The 16,653-nt window shown below is 54.7% G+C and carries 12 protein-coding genes and 1 pseudogene; 8 read left to right on the top strand and 5 right to left on the bottom strand.

Features of this window, described 5'->3' with window-relative positions; genetic code table 11:
• Positions 1-12: 12 nt before the first annotated feature.
• The 4 genes and pseudogenes from B060_RS25660 to B060_RS0122375 all read left to right on the top strand — a co-directional run bounded on the left by B060_RS25660 (position 13) and on the right by B060_RS0122375 (position 3,109).
• Positions 13-186, top strand: coding sequence for an IclR family transcriptional regulator domain-containing protein (locus B060_RS25660; protein ID WP_425304008.1), 174 nt, complete (start codon positions 13-15; stop codon positions 184-186).
• Positions 187-195: 9 nt separating this feature from the next.
• Positions 196-957, top strand: a complete 762-nt coding sequence (gene lra1, locus B060_RS0122365; RefSeq protein WP_018084037.1) for an L-rhamnose 1-dehydrogenase Lra1 — start codon at positions 196-198, stop codon at positions 955-957.
• Positions 957-1,247: pseudogene (locus B060_RS0122370) on the top strand (alpha-hydroxy-acid oxidizing protein); the annotation flags it as partial. The gene lra1 and the pseudogene B060_RS0122370, both read left to right, overlap by 1 nt.
• A gap of 362 nt (positions 1,248-1,609) precedes the next feature.
• On the top strand, positions 1,610-3,109 hold the full coding sequence (locus tag B060_RS0122375; protein WP_155847969.1) for an alpha/beta hydrolase family protein: 1,500 nt from the start codon (positions 1,610-1,612) through the stop codon (positions 3,107-3,109).
• Positions 3,110-4,655: 1,546 nt separating this feature from the next.
• Here B060_RS0122375 and B060_RS0122390 read toward each other — a convergent pair.
• Positions 4,656-5,411: an SDR family NAD(P)-dependent oxidoreductase gene (locus tag B060_RS0122390; protein ID WP_018084042.1), complete on the bottom strand. Its 756-nt coding sequence runs from the start codon at positions 5,409-5,411 to the stop codon at positions 4,656-4,658.
• 211 nt (positions 5,412-5,622) lie between these two features.
• Here B060_RS0122390 and B060_RS0122395 point away from each other — a divergent pair, with 211 nt between their 5' ends.
• The gene (locus tag B060_RS0122395) at positions 5,623-6,516 is read left to right on the top strand and encodes an AraC family transcriptional regulator (protein ID WP_018084043.1); all 894 of its coding nucleotides are present in this window, start codon (positions 5,623-5,625) and stop codon (positions 6,514-6,516) included.
• Positions 6,517-6,957: 441 nt separating this feature from the next.
• On the opposite strand, the gene B060_RS0122400 is transcribed toward B060_RS0122395, so the two are convergent.
• The 4 genes from B060_RS0122400 to B060_RS0122415 all read right to left on the bottom strand — a co-directional run bounded on the left by B060_RS0122400 (position 6,958) and on the right by B060_RS0122415 (position 13,555).
• Positions 6,958-9,627 (bottom strand): TonB-dependent receptor, encoded by a 2,670-nt coding sequence (locus tag B060_RS0122400; protein WP_018084044.1) that lies wholly within the window; start codon positions 9,625-9,627, stop codon positions 6,958-6,960.
• Positions 9,628-10,022: 395 nt separating this feature from the next.
• Entirely contained in the window at positions 10,023-10,685 is a 663-nt protein-coding gene (locus B060_RS0122405) for a nitrate- and nitrite sensing domain-containing protein (protein ID WP_018084045.1), read from the bottom strand.
• A gap of 143 nt (positions 10,686-10,828) precedes the next feature.
• Positions 10,829-12,730, bottom strand: coding sequence for a PAS domain-containing sensor histidine kinase (locus B060_RS26340; RefSeq protein WP_018084046.1), 1,902 nt, complete (start codon positions 12,728-12,730; stop codon positions 10,829-10,831).
• Between the two features lie 78 nt (positions 12,731-12,808).
• Positions 12,809-13,555, bottom strand: coding sequence for a response regulator (locus B060_RS0122415; RefSeq protein WP_018084047.1), 747 nt, complete (start codon positions 13,553-13,555; stop codon positions 12,809-12,811).
• 194 nt (positions 13,556-13,749) lie between these two features.
• Between B060_RS0122415 and B060_RS0122420 the strand changes: the two genes are divergently transcribed.
• The 3 genes from B060_RS0122420 (at position 13,750) to B060_RS25675 (ending at position 16,147) form a co-directional block, all read left to right on the top strand.
• Complete coding sequence (locus tag B060_RS0122420) at positions 13,750-15,222, top strand: methyl-accepting chemotaxis protein (RefSeq protein ID WP_018084048.1); 1,473 nt, start codon at positions 13,750-13,752, stop codon at positions 15,220-15,222.
• 5 nt (positions 15,223-15,227) lie between these two features.
• Entirely contained in the window at positions 15,228-15,710 is a 483-nt protein-coding gene (locus tag B060_RS26345) for a BLUF domain-containing protein (protein ID WP_425304009.1), read from the top strand.
• An 8-nt stretch (positions 15,711-15,718) separates the two neighbouring features.
• The gene (locus tag B060_RS25675) at positions 15,719-16,147 is read left to right on the top strand and encodes a response regulator (protein ID WP_018084050.1); all 429 of its coding nucleotides are present in this window, start codon (positions 15,719-15,721) and stop codon (positions 16,145-16,147) included.
• Positions 16,148-16,653 lie beyond the last annotated feature (506 nt).

A 16,653-nucleotide genomic window follows, 5' to 3' on the forward strand; every position in this document is an offset into this window, starting at 1 on the left:
CGCATTCGCTGCGTGGCGGCGCCAATCCGTGATGCCAGCAACAAGATCATCGGATCGATCAGTGTCTCTTCGGCCGCGCAATATATGGATGATGCCCGTATGAAGGCGCTNACAGAGCAGGTGCTGGCCACCGTCCATGCCATTTCACATGAATTTGGCTGGAGCGAAACTAACCTCAAGACATAAGGAAAGACTATGCTGCTACAGGGACAACGGGTTCTGATCACGGGCGCATCGCGCGGCATAGGTCGCGGCACGGCCATCGAGTGCGCCAGACATGGTGCGGACATCGGCATCAATGCCCACGCAGAGTCGGACTCCGTTGACAGCCTGGTAAAAGAGATCGAGGCCTTGGGCCGTAAGGCGATTGTCTATGTGGGCGACGTGGCAAATCCCGAGAGTGCGCCTGCGTTTATCGAAGCCGCAGTGAAAGGATTGGGCGGGGTCGATCATATGGTTTCGAATGCCGGCATCTGTCCGTTTCACAGCTTTCTGGACATGCCGGTCGAGGTCGTGAGGCGAACGGTCGATGTCAATCTGATGGGCAGCTACTACATGTGCCAGGCGGCCGCGAACCAGATGGTGAAGCAGGGCACCGGTGGCTCGCTCATAGCGGTAAGCTCGATTTCGGCTTTGGTCGGAGGCGAAATGCAGACCCACTACACGCCCACGAAAGCCGGCATGCATTCCTTGATGCAATCGACGGCCATCGCGTTGGGCAAATACGGCATCCGCTGTAATTCGGTACTGCCGGGCACGATCGAGACCGATATAAATAAGGAGGACCTGGCCGACCTCACCAAGCGGGAATACATGGAAAGCCGCATCCCTCTTGGCCGGCTGGGCGCACCGGCTGACATTGGCAAGGTGGTTGTCTTTCTGGCCTCGGATCTGGCGGGCTATATGACGGGCGCCCATGTGCTGGTCGACGGCGGCGCTTTCGTCCANCTGCAATAATGATCATTGCCTCNGCCACTGACTTCCGNGCCGCGCCACAAGCCGAATTGCCGCCCTTTCTCTTCCATTATCTCGACGGCGGCGCGGGGGCGGAAGTGACGATGAACCGCAATATGGCTGACCTTCAGACCATAGACTTGCGCCAAAAAACATTGCGTGGCAGTGAAGACCTGGACCTGTCGACGGAGTGGTTCGGCACGCGTTTTGAACTGCCGCTGGCTTTGGCGTCGGTGGGTCTCACGGGCATGTATGCAAGGCGCGGCGAGGTCCAAGTCGCCCAGGCGGCGGCTATGGCATCGACGTGAATCACGGTTTCCGGGAGAAGATAGTGGAACGCTCACTCAAACTGAGCTTGGTCATCCTGGCTGGTATCGCGATCTTTTCTCGGAGCGAACCCGTTTGGGCGATGACGCCTCCCTCGATATGCCAGATATCGGATCTTCGACTGTCGCCGAGCGGACGATTCGTATACGCCCCACTCAATTGGTACAACCTCGTGCTGTACGACGTGTCGTGTCTGAAATCCCAACCATGGGACGCTTGTTCTCCGTTAGTCGTTGCCACGAAATCTGATCTTGGTTTTCTGGGTTTCGCTTTCCAGGACCAAGACAAGTACGTTAGCTTCTATAGCCGAGCGACAAATGAAAGCGGCTTGGCCACAAGTACAATCCTCGCTGAAAAGGTCGCAATTAGGCCGAACAAAAACAACGCTGACTACGAACGAAAAGAATTCCCTTCAGGGGTGCATAGCGATGGAAATGCCTTAGGCTACTTAGTCTTAGCAAAGCAGTTCAGGTACCAAAATATCGAGCGCTTTTTCCGGGCAACTTCAACCGCATTAAAGCTGGCAGACCAGCATCACACCTATAACTCTGCAGCAAATGCCCGCGATATTTTCGGCTTCGCATCAGCCGATCAGTATTTCATATTTAAACGCGACAATGCGTTTCGGGTGACGGCTTTTGCAAAAAATACGAATGGCCGGCCCCAAGACTTACCTGGCATTGCGTTCGACCGGGATGATCTCCCATCGTTTGCAATCGACGGAAATGACGCGATAATGGCAACGCTTGGCTCAGTTATTCGTGTCTCACCTCAGGGAGAGTTGACATCAGACTCTTCAGGGCGCCCGCGCGCGCGTCTAATCGATACCGGCGCTGACGACCAATATGTTGGCTACTTCACGAATGATGCCATAATACCGGCTACTCGCGACCCATTTCTCTCGTCTCTTGCGCAAAGGGTTGATGGAAGCGGAAAATATCTGGCACACGTTACGGTTCTGCCCAATCGAAAATTGGCTGTTGTTTCATTTCTAAACAACTTACCGGCCACGGATTCCGGGGCGCTGTCTTATCGCCACGAAATTCAGAGTAACAATGAGGTGGTTTCAATAGACTGTGGTAAATCGCAGAATTTCACCTTTAGTATCCAGCGTCTGTCTTCCCGTAGAAGCACATGGGTAAAATCGTTCTCTACTTCAGGCGCCACCGACACTGTTCTATTTCTGCACGGCGGCCCGTATAGGCATGAAGAACCGACGACATCTACAGCATTGCGATATTTTTTGGCCCACGGATTGAACGTTAATGTGATTGAATTTGGTGGGCAAAATTACACGCTGGAGACGGCGCAATTGCTGTCATCAGGAGGATATGGTTCGCTGAACGCTGACGCACGCGACGTAGAAGCTTATAGCAGGGCCTTTTTGAACCCTGCCCGAACGCATCTATATGCGACAAGCTTTGGTGCGCACCTTTTCACCAGATTGTCCCCCGGGTTCGTTAATGGCTTCAGATCGCTGGTGCTAGACCTGCCAAGCGGAACGATTGCCCCCGATCTAAACAATGATACGCCAACGATTTCGGCTATGAATCGGCAGATCATGGGCGACGAGATTATCATTGGTAATTTGGACAACGCGTATTTCGCCGCATTGAAAGATTGCCCAATCTCTCGCCGAGCTATGATCATATATAACGATGAAGATGATCGTGTGTTCCCCGAAGCCGACTATGCGACTTGCGCCGGTTCGGACGGGGTCGAGTTCATTGAGGATGTCGTTGGCCACAACACCAGTCCGCTTCAAGCGGGTTTTGATAGTCAAGTGTTCGAGCATTATGCTCGAATACTTAAATTTATGCGAAGATAGACCAGACGGCCGCGGCATGTGAGTATTGCGCAGGTGCAACCCCATGCTTTAATTTGATTTTTAAGAATAAAACGCGAGTCATAAAAAGGCGGCTTGACAGCAAGTATAGGTTGCCAATACCTTATAAAATATACAATCAGCAGGCGCGCGGTTGTTTGCTCGTGGTATGGGGTTTGGGGGGCGGATCAACTGGGCAGGTGTCGTTGCGGATCTGGGCGCTATCGCGGTGGGGGCACTCGCCGAGCACCTGGCGCTGCCAGCCCAATTGCGACAGCAGGTGGCGTTGCTGGCGGTTAAGTTGACGCGTTGTTCCACGGTCAAACGCCTCGTGAAATGCCGCACCGGCCGAATGTAGAAGTTTGACCCGTGCGGCTCTTAATTGGAAAAAAAATGAAAACGAACAAGGCCTACTTACTCTTCGTGACGCCCGTAATAGCACTTTGCGGGTTGGTGTTTTTCTTAGCACTGGGAAAGCACTTTTATGTGGCAGCCTCTGTGACAGCCATGGTTTTCTTCCTAACAATCGTAGTTTCATTAGGACGATATATAAATCTTAAAAAGCGCGGTTAGAGCGTCTTTGGGGGCCACCGCTTCCGCCGAAGAGCGCCTAGGTCTCCTCAGCCAGTTAACATCAGACGTTCTCGCAGGCGCAGGCCTGCGCAATGTTGCCGCTTACCGTCTTTGAAAACTGAAGAAGAACCGCCTCTAGGCGATTTTTAGCCAGCGCGAGAATCGCGACGGCAAAAATTGCGCTCTATGCCATGGAGGCATTGAGGAAATATCGCCGCCATTACGATCAGGCACGTCAGGGGGGCTGGTTCCTCCAGGCCGATCCAATAGGCGCCGCTGACGACATGAATACTCTTACACCTCAAATACTGATCCCGGTGCGCTATTCTACAAGCTCGTTGGGCAGCATTGTACGGGTGGCGCCAACAGGCGCCACGAACAAGGTGAGGTGAGTGTTGTCGAGGTCAACGGGATAGGAGGGACTCGATACGATCGCGGGTTGATCAGACCCCGTCCACGCAGCGCGGCGTCTCTGGAGGCCTCTGCATTGCTGAGACTAAGGCGGGTGTGGCTCGCGCATTTTGGCCGGCGGCAGCGGCGAACCGCCAAAGCTCGCCATCGCTTCGACATTCAGGCCAATGTAAACATGGTTTTCCAGGTCCTGTGGAATTTTTAGCATGCCACCTGAGGCGAGATAGTCGATATCCGGGCGACATTCTACCAGGAAATCTCGGCCCTTATGATCGATTTCCCAGACCGCAAACTTGTCGGATCGACAACCACTGTCCCATCCGCTTGCCTTCTGTCTTGACCTTGTCTGGCAAACTTGATCGCGGCCCTGCCCAGGGTCGGGGATATGAGGAGGCAGGCGGATTCAATTTGCCCGCGTGTCAGGCAGTCCGTGCTGCCTGACTACATACGCGGTTGCCCAAAGCCTCTTCGGACAAATATATCATTGTTTAAGTGGCACGGGGGTTCGGCGAACCTGACAGGCGTTGGTATTTAGGCGCCAAACCCGACTGACCGGACGGTGACCTCAGATGACTTGGCCACCAGAGACTTCAATCCTCTGGCCCGTGACCCAACGGTTGTCGTCTCTTAAAAGGCTCGCGACCATGGGGCCGATATCATCCGCCACACCCACGCGGCCAAGGGCAGTCATATCGGCGAACTGCTTGTTTAGTTCGGCTATGTCGCGGACCGCGCCTCCTAGAAAGTCGGTTTCGATGGCGCCGGGAGCAATGGTATTGGCTGTAATGCCCCGTCTTCCAAACTCCTTAGCCATATATACCGTTAAGGTCTCCACGGCGCCCTTCGCGGCCGCGTAAGCAGAAAAGCCCTCCATTGAGACGCGCGTGAGACCAGAAGAGAAATTGATAATCCGGCCTCCGTCACTCAGCAGATTTAAGAGCGCTTGGGTAAGAAAGAAAACGCCTTTGACGTGGGTCGTGAATAGGGCGTCGAACTGCGCCTCCGTCGTGTCCGCAAGGGTGGCCATCTCGCCGTGGCCCGCATTGTTGATCAGATGATCGAAGGTGTGACGGTTCCATTGTGTAGCGAGGATATCCCGCACCTTGTCGGCAAATGTGGAGAAGGTCTTAACGTCAGTGACATCGAGTTGCAGGGCAACGGCTTTTCGACCCATCGCCTGGATTTCTGCGACAACGGCTTTGGCTTCGTCAGCACCATTGCGGTAGGTCAGGATGACGTCGCCGCCCTGGCGGGCGATGCTGATGGCGGTGTTGCGACCCAGGCCGCGATTGGCGCTTGTGATCAGAGACAAATTGGACATGTATGATTTCCTTAGATTGGCGTTTTTCGCTGATCGATCATCGCGCATCTGTCTCATCGACAATTGCTTAATCGTCTATCATCCTTGCCTATTTTTCCAATTCTCGATCCAGTCGATTCACATGCGTTCAGAAACAGATCAATTTTAAGGGTGTTTTGTCCATTCCGCTTGCCTGATTGTGGACGGGTGTGTCATGCGCTAGAATGCCCTAATGACCCAGACCCTCTATGAAGCAGCGAAACGTTTTGCCGACATGCACGCGGATGCAAATGGTGTGGCAACAACGCCGTTTCCCGGCGTGGTCATACTGCGTGAACCCCTTCCGACGACTCTGCAGTATTCCATTTCAAAGCCAATGGTCGCGTTAGTCCTTCAGGGATGTAAGCGCGTAACGATGGGCCAGGACACTTTTGACTTCGGGGCGGGGCAGTCCCTGTTGATTACCACGGACGTACCAACCGTCAGCCAGATTACAACTGCGTCGGCGGCAAAGCCTTATTATTCGCTCGTTTTGGAGCTGGACCGCGCGCTCATCGAAGCGCTCGTGTCAGACATGGGAAATGTGGCGTTCCCGGCAGGAGGTCCTGTTCGAATTGATCCAACTGATGTGGAAGTTGCGGATGCTGCACTCAGGCTGTTGCGTCTCCTGGATCGTCCTGCATCTATACCTGTCCTGAAAGATCAGCATTTGCGCGAGCTACATTTTTGGCTGTTATCCGGCCGTTATGGCGGTGCCATCCGCGCCCTGGGCATAATGGATAGTCACGCTCAGCGTATCGGGCGAGCGGTATCCGTTATCAGGGCGGACTTTGCGAAACCATTGCGTGGCGAACAACTGGCGGAAATCGCTGGCATGAGTATCTCAGCGTTTCACGCTCACTTTCGCAATATCACTTCCCTGACCCCCCTTCAGTTTCAAAAGCAGTTGCGCCTTATTGAGGCCCGGCGGGCGATGCTCTCTGGTGGTGCCACCATCAACACTGCTGCATTCGACGTAGGCTACGAAAGCGTCCATCAGTTTACGCGCGAGTACGGTCGACTGTTTGGCAGACCTCCTGCAAGCGACATGAAAGCGGCGAAGCAAGACCAAGTCACCGCTGCTTAAATGCCTCTCAGCTCCAGAACACCATTTAGCCAAAAGTATTTTTCAGTGCGGAACTTATGTTGAACTTCAATAGCATGGGCGATTTTTGTCCAGGCCTCATAGTCTGCAGGTCATCAGTTCAAATCTGCCCCCTCAGCTCACTAGTGAATTTATCCCACCAACAATGCCCTTGAAGGGCTGGTGCCACGAGTATGAGCAGCATCTTGAGTTCGGTTCGCGCTGTGCGGCTGGCAGGCGCTCTCGACATAGGGGGTCAAGGCCCCGAGGATCAGCGGGTAGAAAGTCTTGGAAAAGGCGCAAGGGTCGGATCTTCAGCCAGGCGTTGAAGGTCCGCCCCCCTGTGTTTCCCGTCGGGAGGGGAAAGAAAGGAGTCCCGACGGGAAAACAGATGTATGTCAGGGACGAGGCCGTGTTGGCACTATCGGTCTCGCCGCGCCTCAATTACATCTTGTACTGCAGGCTGATATAGTAGGAAGAGCCAGTGACGCTGGTCATCTGCCAGCGGCCAGCCATATCCTTGTAAGCCCCTTCCTTCTCATTGGTGATGTTGAGCGCACCGAAGGAAACGCTAAGCTGATCGTTGATCGTGTAGCCGAGTGTCATGTCATAGAGGGTGCGGCCCTCGATCGTATGGCCTTCACGAGCGAAGAAGCTTTCCGCACTGGTCTGGGTGTAGGCGCTGCGGTAATTGGCCGACAGACGCGCACTGAAGGTCTGGTTTTCCCAGTAGCCGGTGGCGTTGGCGGTGTTTTCCGACAGGTTGGCCAGGTGGAATCCCGACGTGCCCTTGCTGGAGGGCTCGACGTGCGTGTAGTTGGTGATCACGCCGAAGCCCTTGACCGGGAGCCAGTCATCGAACGACTGTTGCCAGTTCAGTTCAAAACCCTTGATCTTGACAATCGAAGGATCGTTGCGGGTCTCGGTGATGGTGTAGACGCTGCCCGTGCTCGATACGCAGTCGCCATCGGCGTTGGTCGAAAGTGACGTGCCCTCAAAGCCGGTCGGGCAAACGATGTCCGAGAAGGTGCCATTCTTGACGTCCTTGAGGAAGCCCGAAACGCTGAGGCCGTTACCGGCGCCGTAATACCATTCCAGACCGAGATCGAACTGGTTGGCGGTCAGAGGCTTCAGGGTCGCGGCTGCCAGGGCCACCGAGACATTGGTCACATTGTTGGAGTCAGTGCTGCTGCTGACCGTCGTTGCCAGGTTTGAGCTGGAGTCGAGGATTGGGCGGACAAGCACCTTGGCGGCGGCGGCGCGCAGCAAGAGGTTCGGCGTGAAGGCGAAGGTCATGTTGGCCGAGGGGAGGGTATTCGAATAGTTGGACGGCGTTTCATAGGTGCCGATGACGTTCGAAACGTTCTCGTTGAGCGGATTGCTACCAGACGTCAGATAACCCTTAACGACCTGCTTGGTGTCTTCGTAGCGCACGCCCACATTGCCGTGGAAGGGGACGCTGAACACTTCACCTTTGAGGTTGGCCATGGCGTAGGCGGCCGAAATATTGCGGCTGACATCATAGGTACCGGCCGGATCGAATACGGTTGGGACGTCAACGCCAGACGCAGCGAAGGTGTCGCGGTAAGCGAGGATATCGGGCGCCACCCAAGCATGGGCAATGCTGCTGTTACCGTCAAGGAAATCAGTGACCGGGATATTGTGGGTCGCGAAGACCGGCGTATCGTCCTCGGCCAGGCTGCCGCCCAGATCACGGCGGGTCGAGTAACGCGACAGGGTTTCGCGTTTGAGCTTGCCGCCAAAGGTGACAGAACTCAAGATGCCCTTGTCGATCCAGCGTGTGGCGTCGGCCTGCGCGGCGGTCTCGTCAGAGTGGTCTAAATGCTGCGCGCCGTCTGGATATTCGTTACGGTTCAGGAGGCTGTATTCATAGCTCGCCGGATTGGCCAGATCGACCGAGGTGGTGAACTTGATGTCGCTCGGATCACTGATATCGAGGGTTGACGAGGCGATATTGATGCCGAGAATGGCAGCTTCTTCGGTCAGACGCGCCTTGCCCTGCGTATAGTGCAGCACGCCCTTCATGGTCCAATTTTCGGTGCCGCTCCATTTGACGGTGCCGGTCAGGGCATCGCTGGAAAGGTTCCGCGTTTCAAGCTGACGGTTGTTTTCCAGCGTATAATTGGTCTGCGTTGTCTTGGTGGCGGTCAAGCCATCGCTTTCCAGAATGTTGATCCTGGCCGTATTGAACAAGAAGACCTGTTGGTTGACGTCATAACGCGTATTGTCCTTGGCGTGGATCGCCGTTAGGCCAAATTCGAGCCCGTCGATCGGACGATACTGAATGGCGGCGTTAAATTGCTGGCGCAGCGTGTCTCTGTCGATGCGGCGATAGCGCAGGCGGCGTGGGGTGACGACAGACGTGCCATTGGCGTCGGCCTGCGTGGTCCAGCGGTCCATCCACAGATAGTCGGCGCGGTCACTCAATTCCTGATAGTTGGCGCCGAGGAAGACGCCGAGCTTGCCGCCATCGAACTGATCGACGTACGAGATGCTGGCTTTTGGTGTCAGGCCGTCACCGGAGAGTTGCGATTGCTGCCCTTTGACCGAGATGACGATTTCGCGCTTCTTTCGGTCGAGCGGATGGACGGTTTCGATATTGACTGTGCCCGCCAGACCGCCAGCGTCCATATCGGCCGAGGGCGACTTATAGACCTGAATGCTGCTGGCCAGTTCGGTCTGGATGATGTCGTAGCGGAAGCCATCGGTGAAGTCGGCGCTCTTAAAGGTTTGGCCGTTGACCGTGGTCATGGCGTATTGCGGCCCAAGGCCACGGATACTGATCGTGGCGCCGCGGCCGTTGACATTGGCCATTTGCACGCCAGGAATGCGCTGAATGGCTTCAGCGATGTTTTCGCTCGGGAACTTACCAAGGTCTTCGGCTGAAATGCCGTCCGAGATGCGTTCGTCACGTTTTTTGTTGTTGAGCGCGGAGGCAAGGCTTTTTCGGAAACCCGTGACCACAACTTCGGTGGCGACGTCGGGTGCCGGGGCCGCTTCAGCGGTGGTCGCCGCATCCTGGGCCAAAACAGACGAGGCGGACAGCAGGCCAGCGAAGGCCGTGCTGAGTAAGGCGTATTGCTTGAACGTCATTATCATATCCCCTTTAGAGTGTGTCTCGAACCCGAGCCTTCGCATGAAGATCACGGGGGTGGCGTAATGTGCCTTTGGTTTGGCTGGGTCTTCTGGAATCCGCATCGCGCGATGGTATTATTTGGGAAGCAATTGGCGCGCCAATTGTCATGTTTGAGACTATGAAGGCTAAATTGGCATGTCAATTTTAATGTTGCAGCGCGTTACTTTTTTTTGACACTTACGTGACGGCCTTGAGGTTGAGGCTGATGCACTAAAACTTTATGTTGAAAATTAAAGTTAATAAATCAAAAGGGTATAGGAATTTATCCCGTCAAATTCTCTCTAGGGGACGGCAGGGAACCGAGGGCTGTGTTGCAAAGATACTATATTTGTCGGCCAATATCGCGGGCCGTTCAACCCTTGGCTAGAGCGCCGGGAGAGCCGGCTCTGTCTTTAAGATGAGGGGGGATGGCCCCCATCAATCCACGTTCGCGCCCGGCATATTCGCTCATTAGCGAAAGATTGCGGCGCGCAATAGACTCCTTGGAGATGGTGGAGGTCGCAATGAGGGCCTGACTGGTGTAGTGCAGAGCGAACATTTGGGAGCGTTCGATCACGGCCGAAATCGATGGGAACCAGTCGCGTCTTAGAGCGGGATCCCGCTGCTCCACGGGCAGGCCGAGGTCCTGGTCGACCCTGGCACGCGACACCTCCAAGTGGACGAAAGCGCTCTCGAAGCCAATATGTTGGACTGGATCGGCCCTTAGGCCGCGCTTCGGCATAAGGGCCAAGGCCCGTCGAAAATCACCATCGGCTTTTGCGCGCAGCGATCGGATGCGCGCGAGGGCCGTGGGAGAGGCGGGACGTGGCGCGTTGAGCTCGAGATTTGTCAGACCGCGTTCCTGCGCCCAGGCCCAGGCCGAGGATAAAGTCAGATCAGTGATCTGGTTCGATTGCTTTGCCGTGGTCGCTTCGTGCAAGCGCGTGACGCTGCTAAACAGGATGATTGTCAAAGCGAGGAGCAGAACAAGCCCTAGCGAGCCCAGAATGGCGAAGAGAATTTTCTTGATCGTCATCCAACAGTCTCCTTACGCAGGCTGCACTTGGCGCACGTCTCAAAAAAGGCCAAAAGACCATATCCCGCGTGGGATCTGCTAAAGGCGCCCCCCTTGAAACGCTTTACTCTCGTTGCTCTTAAGGCACGCCCTGGACGTTAGATTTAACAAACCGGAAGGTCAAAACAAAAGCGCGAACCTTTGTCGGGTTCGCTTTCAACGCGTATCGTGCCACCCATAAGCTCAACCAACTGCTTGCTTATCAGGAGCCCCAACCCGGTGCCGCCGGGCACGCGTCGGTCAATCTGCGTGAACCTTTGGAAAAGCTGAGCCTGGCCTTCAGGACTTATCCCCGGCCCTGAATCTTCAATCAAAACCTCAAGGTGCTTGCCCTCGGGTCCGGGGCCTTGGCGGGCAACAACCCGAACATATCCTTTGTCGGTAAACTTTACAGCGTTGCCGATCAGATTGTGAAGAATCTGGCGAAGACGAATCTCGTCAAGCATCATGCGCTCAGGCAAGGGGGCTGCGATATCCAGGAGAAGCTCAAGGGATTTGGCCTCCGCCTGAATGCGCAGAAGCTCGCTGACATCGCGGATGATAGCTGTCGGATCGCAGGCGGCGAGGTCAAGGCGTAAGCCGCCTTCATCCATCCGGGCGTGATCGAGAATATCATCAACCAGGGTGAGCAGATGCCGGCCGGCGGAATTGATTTTCCGACTGAAACGTCCATCTTCACTTTCAGCGGGATTTCTCTCGGACAGGAGGTCCGAAAAGCCCAGGATGCTCGTCAGCGGTGTTCGGATTTCATGGCTCATGGTCGCCAGGAAGCGGCTCTTGGCCTCGGCGGCCACGTCAGCCTTTTCCCGCGCTATAATGAGTGCGGCGTTTGCCTCTTCCAGGGCGAATTCTTTCAGTTTCAGCGGGGTTACGTCGGTGACCAAAACATAGAAGCCTCTAACGGTTCCGCTGTCATCGACATCCGGGAGATACTGGGACCAAGTGTACCGGGCGTCACCTTTGGGTGTGACAAGGGTTCGCTCAAAGGCTTGTTTGGCTCCCGTTAGAGCACCCATGATGAAGGACCTGTTTAGAGCGAACAATTCCTGTCCCAGCAGCACTTGAAGCTGCATGCCCAGAACCTCGTCGTTTGTGCGTCCGAACCATTCTTCATAAGCAAGGTTGGCGAACCGGCAGATAAGGTCTGCATCCCAGTAGGCGACAAGCCCGGGCATGTTGTTCGCTAGCAGGCGGATACGGGTTTCATTCGCCGCGAGGTTTTCGTAAGCCTCGACGGACTCTGTGACGTCCCGGAACACCCCGAACACGGCTGTCGGTGTCCCGAAAGCGTCATACTGACCGATACCAAGGGCATCGACAATCCGGACATCATCACTATCCCGGGGTATAAGTCTTTTGCGGAAGTTGAAGGGCGCGTGGGTTTTCAGCGCTTCAGAAATCGTCAGACGCACGCTTTCGCGATCATCAAGGTGATAAAAATTGATACCATCATCAAGGTGTGGCCTATAGGTGGCGGGATCGCAGCCGTGGATAGCATAGACCTCAGGAGACCAGTTTATAACACCGGTCTTGAGGTCGACATGCCAGTGCCCGACCTGAGCCAGTTTTCCGACCAAAGACAGATAGTTTTCCGAGTGTTCCCGATGGGTGATGTCTTCGCTTGCGTTTCTATCCCGATCGCCCGCGGGCAATATGGATAACAGGTATCTGATTTTCCCTTGGCTATCTTGCCTGCGGTGAACAGATGCCATGACAGGCATAATCGCCTCTGCAGCGACGATATCGAGGACGAAATCATTCACCGTGTCGCTGGCGGTCGAGGCCTGTGAAAGGGTTGACGCCAAACGAAGGGCCGACATTTCGGTGAGCAGCGACGTGAAGTTCCGCCCGATCAGGTCATCGGCTGACTTGCCAACCAGGGATCGAAAGCTTGCATTGACGCGCAGAATGATGCCGTACGGATCGCAGGCCAAAAGCGCGCAAGGTGCATATTCGAAGTCTTCGGCGTGCGGATACGTTTCCAGGGCGGCCGTGTCATTATCCATGGCGGCTATAGCCCGATAAAAGGGCGTCTAAGGGTAGGGGCAGACGGTACCCATCCGAAAATATGTGCCGCGCGATTATCATTTTATCATGTCTCTTTCGGGCCTGAACATATAGCCCACGCCATAGACGGTTCGGATCAAGGCTTCACCGTCTCCTGCGTCCGGATGAAGCCTTTTCAACTTGCGTCGCAGGCGTGACACCAGTGTATCCAGGGCCTCCTCGGTTGTGCGCTCATGAAACTCTGCCATTCTGGCGACCATCTGATCTCGTTTCAAAGGTCTGTCAGGATGGCTGAGCAGGACACGGATGAGCGCGTATTCGGCTTCCGATAGGATGATATGGGCACCCGATGGGCAGGTCAGCCGTCTGGACAGACTGTCTAAGGCCCAGCCAAAGAAATGCGATGTGGCGGTGCCGGCGTGCGCCGTGCCCAGAACAGGTTGTCGGCCCAACACAATACGGATGCGTGCCGCCAGTTCATCGGCATTGAAGGGCTTGGCGACATAATCCTGTGCCCCGAGTTCGAGGCCCTTCAGCCGATCCAGATCCTGCGCACGTGCGCTTAACATGATAATGGGCGGCCCGTTCGCTAAGGACAAGCGCTTGCAGATCGATAATCCGTCTTCACCCGGCATCATCGAGTCGAGAACAACGAGGTCAATTCTACTCTTATGCAGAATGGCATCCATCTGTTCGGCGCCATCGGCCAAAAGCACCTGAAAGCCGCGACGTGACAGGGCCGCCTCCAGCAGGTCGCGCATATCCTGCGTGTCATCGACCACAAGGATTTTGGCTAAGGGAGCGATGGGCTGTGCGTTGATCAAGAGGGGCGTCTGTCTATCTCCTGCGAAGCGCGTATTTAATGACTACTCTGATTATGTGAATCGGCAAGAGCCTATCATTTGGGAATTGTTACAGATTGGTATCATTTGATAAATTCGGGATTAATTATCCTCATAGATAATGCGGTTATTCGACCACAATGCTAAGATGTAGCCTTCTTAAGACCAGGAAACCCATGTTCAAGAGTAACCAAGCGGAGGCCACTTTATCGGCCTTTTCCAAATCGCAGGCGATGATCGAGTTTGCGATGGACGGCACCATTCTGACTGCCAATGACAATTTCCTCTCCGCGATGGGATATCGACTGGATGAGATCAAAGGCAAGCATCACAGCCTTTTTGTCACAAACGCTTACCGAGACAGCGAAGACTACAAACAATTCTGGCAAAGATTGAACCGGGGCGAATTCGATTCGGCTGACTATTTACGTATCGGCAAAGACGGTAAGGAAGTCTGGATTCAGGCGTCTTACAATCCTGTGCTCGGCAGAAACGGCAAGCCGTTCAAGGTGGTGAAAATCGCCACGGATGTCACTGAGCAAAAACTGAAGACCGCCGAATACGAAGGCCAGATCGCCGCTATCAATAAGGCTCAGGCGGTCATTCACTTCGATCTTGATGGTACGGTTCTGGATGCGAACGAAAACTTTCTCCAGGCCCTGGGGTATCAGTTATCTGATATCAAAGGTCGCCATCATTCGATGTTTGTAGAGAAGACATATCGTGACTCGGCCGAATACCGAATGTTCTGGGAGGCTTTAAAGCGCGGCGAATTCCAGGCTGCCGAGTATATGCGCATTGGCAAAAATGGTCAGGAAGTGTGGATTCAGGCATCGTACAATCCCATTTTTGATGCCAACGGCAAACCGTTCAAAGTGGTCAAATTCGCCACCGATATCACCCCGCAAGTTCAGGAACGGCAGCGTCGGGAAAAAATTCAGATTGGCATAACCCGTGATCTGGGTGAAATAACGGTCGCCATCGCTGACGTGTCCACCCTGGCCACCGGCACGGCGTCGGCGTCGGCTCAAACCTCTTCAAACGTGCAGGTTGTTGCGGCGGGGGCCGAGGAACTCGTGGCTTCCGTTGCTGAAATAAATCATCAAGTCCATATGGCCCTCGAAGTCTCCCAATCCGCCGTTCAGAAAGCGACGGACACCACTCAGATCGTATCCGGGCTCTTTGAAGCGACCCAGAATATCGGTGACTTCGTTGTGCTGATCAACCACATCGCGTCGCAAACAAATTTGCTGGCGCTGAACGCCACCATCGAGGCGGCACGCGCCGGTGATGCCGGTAAGGGGTTCGCGGTTGTGGCGTCTGAAGTCAAAACGCTTGCGTCGCAAACATCAAAGGCCACCGAGGAGATCAGAAGCCAGATCGCCGGGGTTCAAAATTCGACACAAAACGCGGTCGATGCCATCGGGCAGATCACCACGGTGATTGACCAGATCAATATGATTTCGACCGGCATTGCCGGCGCCATGAACGAACAGTCCGCTGTGGTCCGCGATATCGCCTCAAATATGCAACTGGCGGCCGATAGCGTCGAGACCATTACCAATAACGCGACAACCATTGCCAGTGCCGCGGTCCAGGTTGATCAATCCACCAAAAACCTGAGTGAGGCCGCGCGGGCTTTAGGGTGAAGATGATGCTGACACGATTGATATACACAAGCCGCTATGTGCCCGGTAACAGGGGGCCGCTCAGTGACTTTCGCGCTATTCTGGAGAGTNNGCGAGCCAATAACTATGTTCATCACGTCACCGGCTTTTTGTTTTTCGACAAACGGAATTTTCTGCAAATTCTTGAGGGCAACGGGCTGGCGGTAGATACCATTTTTGATCGCATCCAAGGCGATGTCCGGCACGAGGATATTGCGGTCATAGCGCGATCGAGGATTGCCAGGCGGCGTTTCGCGGTGTGGGCCATGGGCGGTGTTGTCCGCTCCCCCGTTCTGGACCCTATCTTTGCTGATTACGGTATCCTTGACGATTTCCCGGACAATCTGCCGGAGGATGTCATCGTCGATTTTTGCGAGGACGTCCTGAAATTCGAAGACCAGCGCTTGTCGTCGCGCGTTTTGAGGGCTCCGACAGGTCCCGCCGAACCACTACAGTATCGCTTTCAGTGAGGAATGGCATGACAAAGACAGTTTTGATTGTTGAGGACAGTGGCACGCAAGCGCACATGATTGCCGCGATGTTTGATAGGCTCGGGCTGCTGGGCGACTGCGTTACATCTCACACAGAGGCCCTCGAGAAACTGAGGGCGTCCTCCTTTGATCTGCTACTTCTGGATGTGTATCTCGAAAACGATAACTCGCTCGATCACCTTCACGAATATAAGGCCTTGCAGCCAGGCCTGAGCATCGCCGTCATGACGGCTGGGGACTGTTCGGAAAGCGACAGTATCAGCGATGCCATCAATCGAGCTCACAGGGCTCATGTCGATTATATTCTCGCCAAACCCTTTAAGCTCGTTGACCTTGAGTACGTGTGTGACGAGGTGAATAACCGGCAAATGGACGCCATGATCAGTATTGAGGACGGGACGGTTTTTCTCCAATGATGCAGATTTGTGTGGGCAAGATCGGGCAGATAGATTTTTCCAGCCCCTGAATCAAAGGACCATAGGGTCGATTTAGTTGTTCTGGTGTTTGTCCACGCGTGAAGCGCGTCGAGGGGGATGAGCCGAGAATGCGGAAATCTGGGCGGATGGAGCGAGTGCCAATCCGTACAGTCTTACGCTAAGAACCGTGTCGCGAGGCCAGTCTCTCAGCGTGATAAATGACAGCGTAGTCATCATGCTCACATCGTAAACGCGACTTACAGGTCGTGTCCCACAGCGTGGTGTAATTGGTTGAGAGCGTAGCGCTAGGCTCGCTGCCCGTCCAAAGGGCAAAGCGAGCCTCAGCGAAGCGGGGTTGGCCATCAGTGATTTTCGGATATGGTTTGGGTTCCTACACTCATTCCAGAGACGAAAGACCACCGATGACCAACGATATGATGGCCCTGAAAGGGCTTGTTGAAAAGACCTCCGACAGCGATTTGTTGCGCGACATGATCAGCTTTACG

This window comes from Asticcacaulis benevestitus DSM 16100 = ATCC BAA-896 (genome assembly GCF_000376105.1).
GTDB classification, from domain to species: domain Bacteria; phylum Pseudomonadota; class Alphaproteobacteria; order Caulobacterales; family Caulobacteraceae; genus Asticcacaulis; species Asticcacaulis benevestitus.

What these genes read in the sequence shown, in the direction of transcription:
- B060_RS0122390 (WP_018084042.1), bottom strand. Translation starts at nt 5,411, where the DNA reads ATGTCCAATTTGTCTCTGATCACAAGCGCCAATCGCGGCCTGGGTCGC.
- B060_RS0122395 (WP_018084043.1), top strand. Translation starts at nt 5,623, where the DNA reads ATGACCCAGACCCTCTATGAAGCAGCGAAACGTTTTGCCGACATGCAC.
- B060_RS0122400 (WP_018084044.1), bottom strand. Translation starts at nt 9,627, where the DNA reads ATGACGTTCAAGCAATACGCCTTACTCAGCACGGCCTTCGCTGGCCTG.
- B060_RS0122405 (WP_018084045.1), bottom strand. Translation starts at nt 10,685, where the DNA reads ATGACGATCAAGAAAATTCTCTTCGCCATTCTGGGCTCGCTAGGGCTT.
- B060_RS26340 (WP_018084046.1), bottom strand. Translation starts at nt 12,730, where the DNA reads ATGGATAATGACACGGCCGCCCTGGAAACGTATCCGCACGCCGAAGAC.
- B060_RS0122420 (WP_018084048.1), top strand. Translation starts at nt 13,750, where the DNA reads ATGTTCAAGAGTAACCAAGCGGAGGCCACTTTATCGGCCTTTTCCAAA.
- B060_RS25675 (WP_018084050.1), top strand. Translation starts at nt 15,719, where the DNA reads ATGACAAAGACAGTTTTGATTGTTGAGGACAGTGGCACGCAAGCGCAC.